The organism is Asticcacaulis sp. AC402, from assembly GCF_000495835.1.
Taxonomy (GTDB): Bacteria; Pseudomonadota; Alphaproteobacteria; order Caulobacterales; family Caulobacteraceae; genus Asticcacaulis.
Window position 1 is genome coordinate 73,882 of sequence record NZ_AWGC01000023.1, and the last position, 13,848, is coordinate 87,729.

Annotated in this window: 13 protein-coding genes; 9 read left to right on the forward strand and 4 right to left on the reverse strand. The window is 62.0% G+C overall.

The window, feature by feature from the left end; translation table 11 throughout:
* The first annotated feature begins 101 nt into the window (after positions 1-101).
* The gene (locus ABAC402_RS33845; RefSeq protein WP_023450284.1) at positions 102-1,745 is read left to right on the forward strand and encodes a DUF1800 family protein; all 1,644 of its coding nucleotides are present in this window, start codon (positions 102-104) and stop codon (positions 1,743-1,745) included.
* 8 nt (positions 1,746-1,753) lie between these two features.
* The gene (locus ABAC402_RS33850; protein WP_023450285.1) at positions 1,754-3,175 is read left to right on the forward strand and encodes a DUF1501 domain-containing protein; all 1,422 of its coding nucleotides are present in this window, start codon (positions 1,754-1,756) and stop codon (positions 3,173-3,175) included.
* Positions 3,176-3,251: 76 nt separating this feature from the next.
* On the opposite strand, the gene ABAC402_RS33855 is transcribed toward ABAC402_RS33850, so the two are convergent.
* Positions 3,252-4,859, reverse strand: coding sequence for a winged helix-turn-helix domain-containing protein (locus ABAC402_RS33855; RefSeq protein WP_023450286.1), 1,608 nt, complete (start codon positions 4,857-4,859; stop codon positions 3,252-3,254).
* A gap of 401 nt (positions 4,860-5,260) precedes the next feature.
* On the opposite strand from ABAC402_RS33855, the gene ABAC402_RS33860 reads away from it, so the two are divergent.
* Both ABAC402_RS33860 and ABAC402_RS33865 read left to right on the forward strand, forming a co-directional pair.
* A complete protein-coding gene (locus ABAC402_RS33860; protein ID WP_082179987.1) occupies positions 5,261-7,141 on the forward strand; it encodes a tachylectin-related carbohydrate-binding protein in 1,881 nt (626 codons plus the stop codon).
* 264 nt (positions 7,142-7,405) lie between these two features.
* On the forward strand, positions 7,406-7,621 hold the full coding sequence (locus ABAC402_RS33865) for a hypothetical protein (RefSeq protein WP_023450288.1): 216 nt from the start codon (positions 7,406-7,408) through the stop codon (positions 7,619-7,621).
* Between the two features lie 138 nt (positions 7,622-7,759).
* Here ABAC402_RS33865 and ABAC402_RS33870 read toward each other — a convergent pair whose 3' ends face one another.
* Positions 7,760-8,473: a DUF1013 domain-containing protein gene (locus ABAC402_RS33870; protein ID WP_023450289.1), complete on the reverse strand. Its 714-nt coding sequence runs from the start codon at positions 8,471-8,473 to the stop codon at positions 7,760-7,762.
* A gap of 268 nt (positions 8,474-8,741) precedes the next feature.
* Between ABAC402_RS33870 and ABAC402_RS33875 the strand changes: the two genes are divergently transcribed.
* The gene (locus ABAC402_RS33875) at positions 8,742-9,437 is read left to right on the forward strand and encodes a DUF6348 family protein (RefSeq protein ID WP_023450290.1); all 696 of its coding nucleotides are present in this window, start codon (positions 8,742-8,744) and stop codon (positions 9,435-9,437) included.
* On the opposite strand, the gene ABAC402_RS33880 is transcribed toward ABAC402_RS33875, so the two are convergent.
* Together ABAC402_RS33880 and ABAC402_RS33885 are read right to left on the reverse strand one after the other, a co-directional pair.
* On the reverse strand, positions 9,438-9,995 hold the full coding sequence (locus ABAC402_RS33880; RefSeq protein ID WP_023450291.1) for a hypothetical protein: 558 nt from the start codon (positions 9,993-9,995) through the stop codon (positions 9,438-9,440).
* A 76-nt stretch (positions 9,996-10,071) separates the two neighbouring features.
* Positions 10,072-11,094 carry an NAD(P)H-quinone oxidoreductase gene (locus ABAC402_RS33885; RefSeq protein WP_023450292.1) on the reverse strand — a complete coding sequence of 341 codons (1,023 nt, stop codon included), beginning with the start codon at positions 11,092-11,094 and terminating at the stop codon, positions 10,072-10,074.
* Between the two features lie 128 nt (positions 11,095-11,222).
* On the opposite strand from ABAC402_RS33885, the gene ABAC402_RS33890 reads away from it, so the two are divergent.
* From ABAC402_RS33890 to hisN, 4 genes are all read left to right on the forward strand, one after another.
* Positions 11,223-11,444 (forward strand): DUF1192 domain-containing protein, encoded by a 222-nt coding sequence (locus ABAC402_RS33890; RefSeq protein ID WP_040410000.1) that lies wholly within the window; start codon positions 11,223-11,225, stop codon positions 11,442-11,444.
* Positions 11,445-11,584: 140 nt separating this feature from the next.
* On the forward strand, positions 11,585-12,100 hold the full coding sequence (locus ABAC402_RS33895; RefSeq protein WP_023450294.1) for a DUF1465 family protein: 516 nt from the start codon (positions 11,585-11,587) through the stop codon (positions 12,098-12,100).
* A gap of 356 nt (positions 12,101-12,456) precedes the next feature.
* The gene (locus ABAC402_RS33900) at positions 12,457-12,840 is read left to right on the forward strand and encodes a helix-turn-helix domain-containing protein (RefSeq protein ID WP_023450295.1); all 384 of its coding nucleotides are present in this window, start codon (positions 12,457-12,459) and stop codon (positions 12,838-12,840) included.
* Between the two features lie 151 nt (positions 12,841-12,991).
* Positions 12,992-13,804, forward strand: a complete 813-nt coding sequence (gene hisN / locus ABAC402_RS33905) for a histidinol-phosphatase (protein WP_023450296.1) — start codon at positions 12,992-12,994, stop codon at positions 13,802-13,804.
* The last annotated feature ends 44 nt before the right edge of the window (positions 13,805-13,848 follow it).

The window sequence follows — 13,848 nt, forward strand, 5'->3', positions numbered from 1 at the left end:
ATCCATGGACGAGGTGCGTCCGCAGGTCCAGACAGAGTCAGCAAGTCACGCCAACAGCCTCCCTTCTGCCGCGGGTCTTGGTCTGGTGGGCGCTCTGTCGCTTGCCCTGGCCGCCTGCGGCGGCGGCGGCGGCGGAAGCACCTCGCCACCCCCCCCCGCCCCCGCCTGTCCTGAACTATACCGAAACCGAAGCCGCCCGCTTCCTGCTTCAGGCCCAGTTCTCGCTGACCCCCGATGATATCACGGCTGTGCGTCAACAAACCTACAGCGGCTGGCTCGACTCGCAGTTCGCCGCCGCACCCAGTCAGACCGGCACAGCGTGGCTGGACAGCCAGACCCACGGGACACCCAAGTCCGACGGTAACTACTTCAATCCGGTCATGGGCGACTGGATGGCCTGGCGGATGATGATGACCGGCTCAGACCAGGTGCGCAAACGCCTGGCCCTGGCCCTGTCGGAAATGATGGTGACCTCGCTGTCGCCGATCGACGGTTTCTGGCCACCCTATGTCATCGCCGGCTACTGGGACATGCTGACAGCCAATGTGTTCGGCAATTTCCGCACCCTGATCGAGGAAGTCACGCTGAACCCGTCCATGGGCTTCTTCCTCAATACCAAGGGCAACCAGAAGGAAGATACAGCGACGGGCCGCGTCCCGGACGAAAACTATGCCCGCGAAATCATGCAGCTGTTCACCATCGGCCTGTATGAGCTCAATCTCGACGGCACGGTGAAAACCAATAGCGCCGGCCAGCCCCTCGAAACCTATGTCCAGTCAGACATCACCAATCTGGCAAGGGTCTTCACCGGCTATGACTGGAACTACAGCCGCGTCACCTGGCAGAATACGGCCTTCCTGCCCTACGCGATTCCGACCACCGAGTTTACCCGCGACCGCATGAGTGTGGATATCAACAAGCATTCGACGCTGGCGGCGACCTTCCTCGGGGTGACCGTTCCTGCCAATGCTGCGCCCGACGCCGCGCTGAAGACGGCGCTCGACACCCTGTTCAATCACCCCAATGTCGGGCCTTTCTTTGCCCGCCAGATGATTCAGCGCCTGGTCACCTCCAACCCGTCGCCGGCCTACATCCAGCGTGTCGCCACAGCGTTTAACAATAATGGCACGGGCGTCCGCGGCGATCTGAAGGCCGTTTGGAAAGCCATTCTCACCGATACCGAAGCGCGCACCCTGCCAACCTCACCGCGCGCCGGCAAGCTGCGCGAGCCGATCATTCGGTGGTCGCAATGGGCACGTACCTTCAACGTCAGCTCGGCGACCGGCAAGTGGGAGATTTACGACACTTCCAACGCCGATACCGGCCTGGGCCAAAGCGCCTTGCGGGCACCGTCGGTGTTCAACTTCTTCCGGCCCGGCTATGTGCCGCCCCAGACGCAGTTCGCCACGGATGGCGACGTGGCGCCGGAATTCCAGATCCACAATGAAACCTCCACGGCCGGCTATATCAACTTTCTGGCGTGGTCGATTGCCAACGGCTACAACGACGTCAAGCCGAACTACAGCGCCCTCCTGGCTATCGTCGCGGACTCCAAAGCCCTGCTCGACTGGTTGAACCTGCGCTTTACCGCCAACCAGATTTCACCGGCGACCATCACCCTGATGCAGACCGCCCTTGACGCCAACCCCGTGACCGCGGCCTCGACCGATGTCCAGAAGATGGACCGCATCCATGGCGCCCTTCTCATGGTCATGGCCTGTCCCGAATACATCGTTCAGAAGTAAGGCGTCCCATGTACAAGAACAACATCCCGGATCTGAACCGCCGCGCCTTCCTGCAACGCTCCCTGGCCCTCTCGGCCATGGGCGTTGCCGCCCCCATGGCGCTGAACCTGGCCGCAGCCGGTGAAGCGGCCGCTTTCGACGCTACCGATTACAAGGCCATCGTCTGCCTCTTCATGTTCGGCGGCAACGACTACGCCAATACGGTCGTGCCCTACGACCTGCCCAACTACGACCGCTATGCGAGCTTGCGCGGCGGCAGTCCCGGGCGCCTGCGCGGCAATATCGCTTACGGTCATGCCGAACTGACCCCGACGGCCTTGACGCCGGTCGTGGCCCAGACCCTGACCGACAACATGCAGTTCGCGCTCAACCCGAACCTGCCGGGTCTGGCCTCGCTGTTCCACGCCGGCAAGGCAGCGATTCAGCTCAATATCGGTCCGCTGGTCGTACCGACGACCAAGGCCCAGTTCCTGAGCAACGGCGTGCCGCTGCCACCCAAACTGTTCTCGCACAACGACCAGCAGTCGGTGTGGCAGGCCCTGGGTTCGGAAGGCGCCACGCGTGGCTGGGGCGGCCGCATCGGCGACCTGGCCCTCTCGTCCAATACCAACAGCCTGCTCACCTGTATCTCCGCTGCCGGCAATGCCGTCTTCGTCTCGGGCCAGGACACGCTGCAGTACCAGATCAGCCCCGACGGCGCGATTCCGATCTGGCCGGCCAAGGGCTGGGCCTTCGGGTCCGGCCAGGTATCGTCGACCCTGAGGAACCTGATTACCCGCCCCAGCAGCCATGTGCTGGAAAACGAATTTGCCCGCGTCACTGCTCGGTCGATGGCGATGGAAGAGATTGTCAACAACGCCCTGGCGCCAGTCACTCTGGCAACCTCTTTCGACACGGACGGACGGCCCAACTACCTGGCCAATCAGCTGAGGGTCGTGGCGCGACTGATTGGCGCCCGCAATACGCTGGGGTCCAAACGCCAGGTCTTCTTTGTCTCGATCGGCGGGTTCGACAACCACGACGGCCTGATGGAAAACCATCCCGGCCTGATGAGCGCGGTCAACGAAGCGGTCAGCGCCTTCTATGCCGCGACCGTCGAACTGGGCGTGGCTGACAAGGTGACGCTGTTCACGGCGTCGGACTTTGGCCGCACCCTGTCGTCGAACGGCAACGGCTCGGACCATGGCTGGGGCTCGCACCATTTCGTCGTTGGCGGGGCGGTGCGCGGTGGCCGGTTCTACGGCACGGCGCCGCAGATCTCGGTCGACACGGACGACCAGGTCGGTCAGGGCCGGCTGCTACCGACAGCATCGGTGGACCAGATGGGAGCGACCCTGGCGCGATGGTTCGGCGTGTCGGAGTCGGAACTGCCGGTCATCCTGCCGCGGATTGGCAACTTCGCGACGTCGAATTTGGGCTTTATGACTTGATTGAACCTCGCCGGGCTTTTGTCGTGAGGCGGTGGGACGACCGCCTGCCACTAAGGGCTGTGCGGGCCACCGGTGTTCAGGCCAGGTGATCCGGTGTGACGCCGGCCTCGTCCCAGTATCGGGTCAGGCCGATTGCTTCCATCAGGTGCGCGAACCGGGGGTCTTTGTGCATCGGCGCCGCAACGGGGACAAACAGCATGTTGGTCTTGCGGTGGTGCTCATCGTTGACTGAAGGCTGGCCTTGTCGCCAGTTCAGACTGGCCTTCAGTGCCCCGCGATCCAGCAGATAAGCATCGGTGACGTCAAAGGCGCGGTCGATCTCACCTAGCCCGCACAGAAGCATCACGGCGAAGACTGACTGGCTTGGCCCACGCGTCAGGGTGGCTGTAATGGCGTCACGGGCGGCGACGATATCGCCGGGCCGGCGCGACACCAACGCGGTGACGCATACCTTCAGCACGCCCAACAGCCACGGCGGCAGGTTCGGCAGCGGCTCGGCGTCCGGTTCGAGATAAGCAACGGCTCGGTCGGCCCGACCGGTAAAGGCGCGAACCCACAAACGCACCAGCCACAGGCCAGGGTGTTTGGGCCACAACTGCAGGGCACGGTCGCACACCCGGTCGGCCTCGCCTACCTGACCCAGGATCCAGTGCGCGAAGACGAGCCCCATCTGCTGATGCGCATCCAGCGGCGCACCCGGACCGTAACTTAGCCGACTGCGCGCGCCTGCCATTGAACGGCCGACGGCGACAAGAAGAAAATCGCGCGCATCCAGTGTCGGCAGGTGTTGGGGGTGGACCGCCAGCACGGCATTCATACGCTGTTCTGCTGCCCGCCAGTCGCCATAGTAAGGCGCCAGGAGCGCCAGAGCCGCCATGGCATCGGCTTGACGCGGATCCACCGCCAGAGCGCGCCGCGCCGCGTCCTGCGCCCCGGCGGTCGCAGCCTGCGCCTGGGCGGGCGGGGCATATTGCGAAACCACGGTGCGCGCCAGGGCCAGTCGCCCCCAGGCCAGGGCATTATTTGGTTGCAGGGCCACAGCCTGTTCGAGAAAGCCCACGCCCTGGAGATCGCTGTCGGGCATGTTCATCCGCCGAGCGACATCACCCTGGCCCAGCAGTTCGGCAACCTGAGCGGCTTTTGGGTCCGGTCGCAAGCCCCAGGCCACACCCAGCCCGGCCACCATCGCTACGCCGGGCAGCCCCAGGATGAGCCAGCGTCGGTTGACCTCCATCACGCCCGATTGGGAGACCGCTTGCTGTTCGGGGTTGAAGGAAAGGGTGACAACCGGCGAAGGCGCGGAGGTTTCCGCCGACACAGCGGTTGGTGGCTCACCTTGCGCCAGGATGCGGTAGCCGACCTTGGCAATGGTCTCAAGCCGGAAAGACGCACCCTGATCAAGCTGCGACAGCTTGCGGATACGCGAGATCACCCGGTTAAGCGCGCTTTCGCTGACGATGCGGCCCTCCCAGCACCGCGCGATCAGTTCGTCGCGCGAAACCATGCGGCCCTCCGCCCGGACCAGAACAACCAGCACTTGGGCGACCCTGGGCTCAAGGGTGCGAAAGTCACCGTCCAGCCCGAATTCGCGCGAGGAGGGTCGAACCTGAAAACGCCCGAGCTGAAAGTCCGTCTCAACGGCCAGACGCACAGGCAAGGCCGAACTGGTATCCGCGTCTTGCATGACGGCACCCCTGCCTCAAAGCCCGGCGCGCCCGGCCGGGTTGAGAGCGGCAACGTAAGTGGTCCATCTCACGACGTCAAGGCGGGGCAGCCCCCGCCGTCCCGCCGGCTATATACCAATCCTCATAAAGAATGATGCTTGGTATTCGCACCTTTTCAGCTCAATCGCCGGACTAGGCGCCCCCCATGGCTCCTCGCAAAAGCTCGGGCGCCCCAGAAACGTACGCTGGCGCGCTTGCCAACCCACGATGAGTCAAGGTCATCGAGGGTTGGTAATATACCTAAAGCCATGACGCTGGTTAAAAGTCAGGCGTTCATCACAGATTCATAAGGTCGGCGTCCTGTTATCAGTCGGCCTGACAGCCTAGGCTTGCCGCCTCTCCCTCCGGAAAGGTACAACCGATGCGACGTCTTCCTCTTGTGGCCGCTTCTATGGTCTGTCTTCCAGCCCTCCTCGCCCTGTCCCTGCTGGGCCAGGCCCCGGCTCACGGGCAACAGCTTTATGACGGCGTCCAGCCTCAGATGGTTCCGCAGTTTTCCACGACCGGTTCGGCCGAGCCGTCGGCGCTCGTGTCCGAAAAAGAGCAAAAGCGCCTGGGCCTGGTGACCATCATCACCGAGAACACCAAGGGCACGGGCGGATGCAGCGGTACCCTGCTCAACCGGTATTGGGTGCTGACAGCGCACCACTGCATTGGCAGGAAGACGGCGACCGGCCAACTGCAGCTGCCGCCAGTCCTGCCGGTCAAGGTCACGGTCAGCGCCACCTGGACGGGCGCGCAGGTTCACCCCACGCGCATTGTCCACTATAGCAGTCCGGCCCGCATCGCCGATTTCACCGACGCGTCGGGCTACGATATCGCTTTGCTATATCTGGGCGACGGCGATTTGGGAGCGGTGGAAACTGAGTGGTACCAACGCCTGTGGGACGGCAGCCTCGGACAGCGCATTCCAGGCTCAAGCAATGTCGATCTTTACGGTCGCGGCATTTCGCGTTGGGCCTTTACCGACAGCGCCGGCAAGCCACAGCCTTCCTTAAGCGACGGCCAGTTCCGCGTCCAGGCTTCGCTGACCGCGGCCGGTCCGTCGCATCAGTGGTTCATGACATCGGCGACCATTGCCGGCGGCGACAGCGGCGGGCCTTCGTTTGTCCGCATCGACATGTCGAACGGCCCCCAGTACTATCTTGCCGGCGTCCATGCCTTCTGTGCCGAATCCCGCAAGCTTTCCGATCCGGCAACGAAAGACTGGGCGGCCTGGGACCGTACTACCTTTGCCCGGTGCGGTGATCAGTCGATTCTGCCGCTGGTCGAGACGATCCGCGACACCATTGCGGAATCACCCGACACGTCATCGCAGGCCCTCGCACCCTTCCGCCCGTCCGACGGCCAACAGCCCTTTACGGTCTATTACCTCACGGGCCGGCCGGTCGTCCGTTCCGGCGTCATGTCGCAAAGTGCCGTAACCCTGCAACAGGAAGCTTTCACCTGGGACCGATCGGCGCGGCTCTCGCCGGGCCTGCCGACTTCCGGCCCAGCGACGGTTGCCAGCGACTGGGACGACGTCCTCGACGTGGCCAGTATCGGGGAAAACGCATTTCTTACGCGCTCTCTGGATGGCGACCTGAACTGGTGGAGTGTCGAAGAGCATGGCGTCAAAGCCGGCCCGGTACGCGTCGGCCGCAATTTCAAGGGGCTCAAGGCTATAATCGGCGCCGAGGCCGGCAGGTTCTATAGCCTGGAACAAAACGGCGATCTCTACTGGTACGCCTATGCCGATTTTCTCACTGGCGGTGGACGAGGCGAAGCATGTCCGGCGCTACCGGCGGCCGACTGCCTGCAACTGAGACCCGGCAATCTGGACATGACCGCCAGCGCCTGGCGTGGGCCAAAGAAGGTCGGTAATGGCTGGGGCAACTTCAAGCAGGTCATTTATGCCGGCTCAGGGGTATTGTATGCGGTCAGGCCCAATGGTGAGCTCTTGTGGTACCGTCACCACGGCGTGGAGAACGGTGCAGCCCAGTGGCGCGCCGGTTCGGGCCGCATCGTCGGCGAGGGGTGGGCCCAGTTCAGCCAGATTGTGTCCGTCGGCAACGGCGTCATCCTGGCCCTCAAGCCGAACGGCGAGCTTATGTGGTACCGGCACACATCGTGGAATGCCGACCTGCCGGGTGAGCGCACCTATCGTGAGTGGGAAGGCCCGATCCTGGTCCGCTCCGGTCTTGGCAACATCACCGGCCTGTTCGCCCGGACAGAGGCGACAATCTACAACGGGCCAAACTGATGCCGAGACTGGGAACGCGGGGGCCGGTCGCGTTAGAGCGGAATGCGTTTTGATGCCATGAAAACTCATCACGTTCCAACCCCGTTAACCTTTTCCGTCGAAGCGGCCTTAAGGCTTTGCGCGTAATCTGTCCTCAAGAGCGGTATGTGTTTTTGATGGAATCAAAATCCCGCTCTAAGTTTTTGTTTTGTCGCGCAATTTTTCCGAAAAGTGGCATCCACTTTATCGGATTGCGCTCAAGTACCCCAGGACGGATCGCGTACCATGTCCCTGCTTGCCACGTCCCTATCCGGTGTCACCGCCGCGTCCGCCCGTTTCGACAAGGCGGCGACCAGCATGGTCAATAACGCCGCGCGTGGCAACGACATCCTCAGTGACCTCGTCGAGCAGATCGACTCGCGCAATGCCTTCCACGCCAGCATCAATGTCGTCCGGGCGAAGGATGACATGCTGGGCCGGGTCCTCGATATTAAAGCGTAGCCTGTCTGTTTCCTTCCCCCCTGAACTGAAAAAGCCCGCCGGTTAAGTCCGGCGGGCTTTCTTTCATCTTTCCGCTCAAGCGACGCAGCGGCAGCGGCGGGCTCGAACGGGTTCCCCTTATTCGGGCTGTGCAGGCGATCAGTAGTCTTCGTCTTCTTCCGGTTCCGAACGCTTGCCGCCACCGGCGCCGAAGACGTCCTCGACCGACAGTTCGACCTTCTTGGCGTAGGGCGAGTCATCTTCTTCCTCGAAGGCCGGCTGGACCGTCTCGGCGGGCTTAAGGCTCGGATCATCCAGCGGGATGCCCAGCTTCTCGGCTTGCTTGCGCTTGACTTCGGCGGCCTTCTTGACCAGGGCGTCCAGTTCGATTTGCGACACCAGGCCGAGCGTCACCGGATCGACCGGCTTGATTTGCAAGGTATTCCAGTGACCGCGCGAGCGCACCTGCTCGATGGTTGACTTGGTTGTGCCCAGCAGCTTCGAGATTTGGGCGTCGGTGACTTCCGGATGGTGCTTGACGAACCAGGCAATGGCGTCGGGGCGGTCCTGACGGCGCGACACCGGCGTATAACGCGGCGCCTTCTTGGCCGGCTTCAGCAGTTCGGCATGGCGCGACACCTGGGCCTTCATACGGTAGGTATCCTTGGCCTCGGCGCGGTCCAGCTCTTCGCGGGTCAACTGGCCGTTCGCGATCGGATCGGCGCCGCGGATATCGCGCGCCACCTCGCCATCGGCAATACCCTTCACTTCTAGCGGATGCAGGCCGCAGAAGTCGGCGATCTGGGCGAAAGAGAGCGAGGTATTGTCGACCAGCCACACGGCAGTCGCCTTGGGCATCAGGATATCGGCCATGGTCGTTTTTCCTTTTTTTGGTGGGCCAGAAATAGCTACGCCCGGCTTTTGCAGCCGGGCGTGAGGATTGGTTGATGATATAGAGCGATTTTCCACGGAAGGGAAGAGCGGAATAGAGTGGCAGTTTGCAGGGAAATGGGTAGGCCATAGCGAGATGGCTTTTGGTAGAATCGCCATCTCGCTCTAAGTTTTTGTCTTGTCGCGCAATTTGTCCGAAAAGTGCGTCACACTTTATCGGATTGCGCTCTAAGATTCACGAGGGGACACCATGTTGGACTGGCTGAAAAACCTGTGGCGACCGAAGGCGGCTGATCCGTACGCGGAGCTTCAGCCATTGCTGGTCAAACTGGTCGAAAGCCATGGTCTCGAGGCCGGCAGTTACGAGCATTGGGTTCTCCCCAACAACGCTTTTCCGGCGCTAAGAGCTTTCGCCTATGAAGCCCTTGAAAAGCCCGGCTTCGTCAGCCGTCAGGTCGATATCGAGCTTAAGCTGGAGGACCAGCGCTGCCTGATTGACTCCTACGCCGGCTATGGGGAGAACCTGCAAGCGGCAAATGCCCATGCGGTCTATACATTCTGCATCGGGGCCTTCCATGTCTATCTGTCGGCCTTCTGGAACTGTCATGAACCCGATCAGGTGGATATCGCGACCTGGACCGCCAATGGCGCCGATTGGCAGGTTTATTGCGGCAATGTCATCACCAAGGCCAGCGAAGGCCATTCTTCCCATGTTGCGGAAGGTTATTACGACGCGGTGAAAGCCTATATGACCAGCCTGCGCCTCGACAGTGATCTGCACTGGGTGTCCGTGTTTGTGAGTCGCCTCAAAGACGAACTGACCGTCCAGACCCAGGTCGACAATGTCGACTGTCCCGATCTGGACGCCCGTATGGCAGCCCTGGACTGGCCCGCCAGCGACGGCTTTTACAGCGCGCGAAATTTCTTCCTGCTTAAAAAAGCCTGATCAAGCCTGACACAGACCCAATCTGGCCGCCGCGCCGTCTTTGTCCTTATGCATCGTCACCTGCAACGGCACATAGTCACCCGTCGCCGAACTGGACATCAACATGGTAAAGACCTCATCGTTCATGCGGAAACAGTAGGTCTCCTGAACAAACGACCAGTTGCGGCGGTTCACGGCCGGGCCGTAGTCGGCAAAGGGTTCGGCCTTCAGACCGGCTTCGGCCAGGGTGTTCAAGACCTGGTCGCGCAGTTGCGCCCCCTTGCCTCTGGGGCTGCGAACATAGCAGCCGCCACGATCATTCTCCTCGACCGTCACCCCACCCCGGCCGGTGATCTTTTGCGCTGGCTTGCCGTTGCGTTTGACCGTGCGGGCATGGCGTTTGACATAATCCGCCACCTGGCCGCCGCCTCGCAGCCAGGTCAGGCAGCCCTGGTCAACGGCATAGGCTACCGCGTCACGGCTGGGCGAAAACCGATGGGTCGCCAGTGCATAACCCGCTGTCAACGTGCCGGCGAAGGTGATGGCGACGAACAGCGCAATACGAAACCGATACGACATGTGAAAGCCCCTTCGCATGATCACAAGCCAAACCTACCACAACCGTGAACAACGTTCAAGGAAAATTGAACGAAGTTCAAGCCTGCATAACGACCTTGCCGCAATGGCTTTCCTCCATCCAGGTATGCGCCTTGCCCGCATCCTCGAACGCGAACACCTCAGCCAGGACCGGCTTGATCGCACCGGCCTCGATCAGCGGCCACATCTTTTCATGCACCTTGGCAGTCAGGCGCGCCTTTTCGTCGGCCGAGCGTGGCCGCAGCATCGAGCCGGTGATGACGGCCTGTTTCTGCATCACCCGGCGCAGGTCCAGCTCTACCACCGGCGACCGGCCCATCCCGACCTGGACCATCCGCCCCTTCATGTTCAGGCACAACAGGTTCCTGGGCACGTAGTCACCGGCAACAATATCAAGCACGACATCGGCGCCCCCTGCCGTCTTGACCGCAGCCACAAAGTCCTCATCCGCCGCCGTATCGATGACCAGATCGGCGCCCAGTGAGCTCGCAAAGGCACACTTGTCCGCCCCGCGCGCTGTCGCGATAACCTGAGCGCCCCAGGCCTTGCCCAGTTGGATGGTCATGGCGCCAATGCCGGAATTGCCGCCATGGACGAGGACGGTTTCGCCGGCCTGCAATCCCCCGTGTTCGATCAGGTTAGCGTAGACGGTGAGCGCCGCCTCCGGCAGGGACGCGGCTTGCGCCATGGACCAGCCGGCCGGGATGGGAAGCAGGTGGCGCAGATCGACGGAGACATATTCGGCATAGCCACCGCCATTGACCAGGGCGCAGACGGCATCGCCCACCCGCCAGCCTAGACCATCCGAAAGTTTTAGTCGCCCTACCCCTTCGCTGCTTGAGGGCGGCGGCAGAGCAGGATTAATGGCCTCGATCCAGCCCGAAACCTCCAGCCCCAGGCCGGGGGCGGCGCCCGTCGGCGGCGGATAGAGGCCCCGCCGCTGCAGGATGTCGGGCCGGTTCACCCCGGCATGACTGATCCGTATCAGGACAGATCCCGGTCCCGTTTCGGGGCGGGGCGCCTCATCAACAAAGAGATCGGACGGGTTGGCGCCGTCTCCGCGCACGGAAATGACTCTCATGACGTGATCCTCAAAGTGCCTTGGGGTGATTCTTTTTTCTTGATGTCTTCGCCCAAGAGGCGTTTCATCCTGACGTGAGCATTGGCCGGAAACGGCGCCTTGTCCAGATGTTTGGCCGGGAGGTTGCGATGATTGAAGATGAACTGCCACTGTCGCTGCGGCCTGCCCCGGCTGGGAACGCGGCCTTGCAGAGTTTGGTGCGCGAAGATCTGACCCCCTACAGCGTCGACGACCTGGCCGCCCGCATCGTCGCGCTGGAAGGTGAGGTCAAACGCGTGCGCGATACGCTGGAAAGTAAAAAAAACCGGTTGTCAGAGGCCCAGGCTTTATTCTCCTTTAAGGGTAGTTAACGTCTAATAACCTTAAAGGGTCCTACTGCGATGGCACAGGCGTTGCAGACCGACCTTTCGAAGGTTTTGCAATGGCACGCACCGGAAAACGGTTCCCGCGGGTCAGAACGGACCCAAAAAGTTTAGCATAAGGCTTGTAGATGTCCGAGAGCACCGCCCCAACCCTGAACCTGCGCCTGCACGTCGTGCGGGATTTCGCGTCCTCGGATCTGTTCGATCGCACGTTCAAGGAAGGCATGGCCCTGGTCGAAGAGACCGCTTCCTATCTCGACGGTGACGGCCGCCGCGACTCGCGCCTGCTGTCGCGTGAAGACGCCCTGGTCTATGCCGGTGAAAGCATGCGGCTGACCACACGCCTGATGCAGATCGCCTCGTGGCTGCTGGTCCAGCGTGCCGTCCGCGAAGGCGACATGGACGCCTCCGACGCTTGCGACGACAAGTACCGCATCGCCCCCCTGGCCGCCGACGCCTTCGCCTCGCCGCAGGTCCTGCCGTCGGGCCTGCTGCACCTGCTCGACCGCTCGAACCGGCTGTACGACCGGATCTCGCACATGGACAAGCGCATGTTCGTCGATGCCGAGGCCGAAGAAGTCGCCGTTAATGCCGTGATCAGCCAGTTCCAGCGCCTGCAGTCCGCGTTCGGCGCCGAAGCTTAAGTTTTTTCAAACCTGTGTTGAAAGTGCCCGCGGAGAGACTTCGCGGGCACTTTTGTTTTCTGGCACCACTTCCGGCGCCATATCTTGGCAGACCGACTGACCACAACAGGTCTCGCCCCTTCGCGATGCGCCAGTGAACTTCGGCCTGGCTCGCCGGTTCGTCATGGAACGAACCCCCGCTACCTCTGGGTCAGGCCCATGCGCGAAGAAGCATAAAGGAGGTCGTTTCAGCCTATTCCCCATTCGAAGGTAGACGACGAGCCCCTAATCCCCTCTGGCATAAGGTTTGAACCCTGTAACGCGAGCCGTCCCGCTTTGGGACGCCCACAACACGAACCGTTCAGGGGTTTTCATCCATGGCCACCGATATCGATTTACACCTTGGCAAGCGTCTGCGCCGCCGCCGCCGTCTGCTTGGTCTTACACAGCAACAACTGGCTCTGGCCGTCGGCATCCGCTTCCAGCAGATCCAGAAGTATGAATGCGGCGCCAACCGGATTTCGGCCGCCCGTCTGTTCCAGTTGGCCAAGGCCCTGGAAACACCGATCAACTATTTCTACGATGGTTTGAGCGACGAGAAGACCGAAGTCGCCGCGGTCAACAACGAGGGCATCGAAGTGTTCTCGCGCAAGGAGACCCTGGACCTGATCCAGGCCTATTACCGCCTGTCCGAGCGTCCGCGCCGTCGTCTCCTCGACCTGGCCAAGTCGCTGAATGGCGAAAACGAACAGGCTGCATAAGTTCTAGTTTGCGCTCAGGCGCCGCGCGGGCTTTGCGCCCAAAGTAACGCTCTTGGCGCGCTTGCCTCCGGCTTCGCCGTCGGAGGTTTGTTCTGAAAATCCTCGTGTTCGTGACTGGACCCGCCTGCTGAACCACAGTAAGCGGGTCCCCATGTCTGACACACCTGATTTTGCCCGTCTCGAAGCCTTCGCGCTCGAACTCGCCGCCGCTGCCGGTGCCGTTGCCTTGCCGCTGTTTCGCACCCGACTCGACACTGACAACAAGCTGGCTCATCTGTCTCGTTTCGATCCGGTGACCGAGGCCGACAAGGGTGCTGAGCGCGCCATTCGCGCCCTGATCAACCGCCATTTCCCCGATCACGGCATTATCGGCGAGGAATATGGCGAGGAAAAACCCGACGCCGAGTATGTCTGGGTATTGGACCCGGTCGACGGCACCCGTGCCTTTATCTCAGGTTTGCCTCTGTGGACGACCCTGATCGGCATGCGTCATCGCGGCGAGCCAGTTCTTGGTGTGATTGCGCAACCGTATGTGCAGGAAGTGTTCCTGGGCTCCCCCCTGGGCTCGCGCCTGATCACGCCACGCGGGGAAGCAGCGTTGATGGTGCGAAGCTGTGTCGGTTTGCACGATGCCGTCATTGCGACGACCGATCCGAACCTGTTCCCGGGTATCGAGGGTGAGGCCTATAACAGTTTGCTGAAGGCCGTGAAGCTTGCCCGCTATGGCTGCGATGCCTATGCCTTCGCCATGGTTGCCCTGGGGATGCTGGACATCGCCCTGGAGACCGGTCTGAAGCCCTGGGATATCGAAGCCATCATTCCGGTCATCGAAAACGCCGGCGGCGTGGTCACTGACTGGCGCGGAGAGGCTGTGCCGGATACGGCGGGTCAGGTGATTGCCGGATGTTCGCGCGAACTGGTAGCGGCCGCGCTGGAGCACCTGAAGGGCGCTGCGAACGCTTAAACGAAGAGGGTTTGGGGGCAACGAACATGTCCTTGGGCCCACGC

Bases quoted from the DNA above. Each gene is read 5' to 3' on its own strand.
- ABAC402_RS33850 (WP_023450285.1), top strand. From the start codon at position 1,754: ATGTACAAGAACAACATCCCGGATCTGAACCGCCGCGCCTTCCTGCAA.
- ABAC402_RS33855 (WP_023450286.1), bottom strand. From the start codon at position 4,859: ATGCAAGACGCGGATACCAGTTCGGCCTTGCCTGTGCGTCTGGCCGTT.
- ABAC402_RS33860 (WP_082179987.1), top strand. From the start codon at position 5,261: ATGCGACGTCTTCCTCTTGTGGCCGCTTCTATGGTCTGTCTTCCAGCC.
- ABAC402_RS33865 (WP_023450288.1), top strand. From the start codon at position 7,406: ATGTCCCTGCTTGCCACGTCCCTATCCGGTGTCACCGCCGCGTCCGCC.
- ABAC402_RS33870 (WP_023450289.1), bottom strand. From the start codon at position 8,473: ATGGCCGATATCCTGATGCCCAAGGCGACTGCCGTGTGGCTGGTCGAC.
- ABAC402_RS33875 (WP_023450290.1), top strand. From the start codon at position 8,742: ATGTTGGACTGGCTGAAAAACCTGTGGCGACCGAAGGCGGCTGATCCG.
- ABAC402_RS33880 (WP_023450291.1), bottom strand. From the start codon at position 9,995: ATGTCGTATCGGTTTCGTATTGCGCTGTTCGTCGCCATCACCTTCGCC.
- ABAC402_RS33885 (WP_023450292.1), bottom strand. From the start codon at position 11,094: ATGAGAGTCATTTCCGTGCGCGGAGACGGCGCCAACCCGTCCGATCTC.
- ABAC402_RS33890 (WP_040410000.1), top strand. From the start codon at position 11,223: ATGATTGAAGATGAACTGCCACTGTCGCTGCGGCCTGCCCCGGCTGGG.
- ABAC402_RS33895 (WP_023450294.1), top strand. From the start codon at position 11,585: ATGTCCGAGAGCACCGCCCCAACCCTGAACCTGCGCCTGCACGTCGTG.
- ABAC402_RS33900 (WP_023450295.1), top strand. From the start codon at position 12,457: ATGGCCACCGATATCGATTTACACCTTGGCAAGCGTCTGCGCCGCCGC.
- hisN (WP_023450296.1), top strand. From the start codon at position 12,992: ATGTCTGACACACCTGATTTTGCCCGTCTCGAAGCCTTCGCGCTCGAA.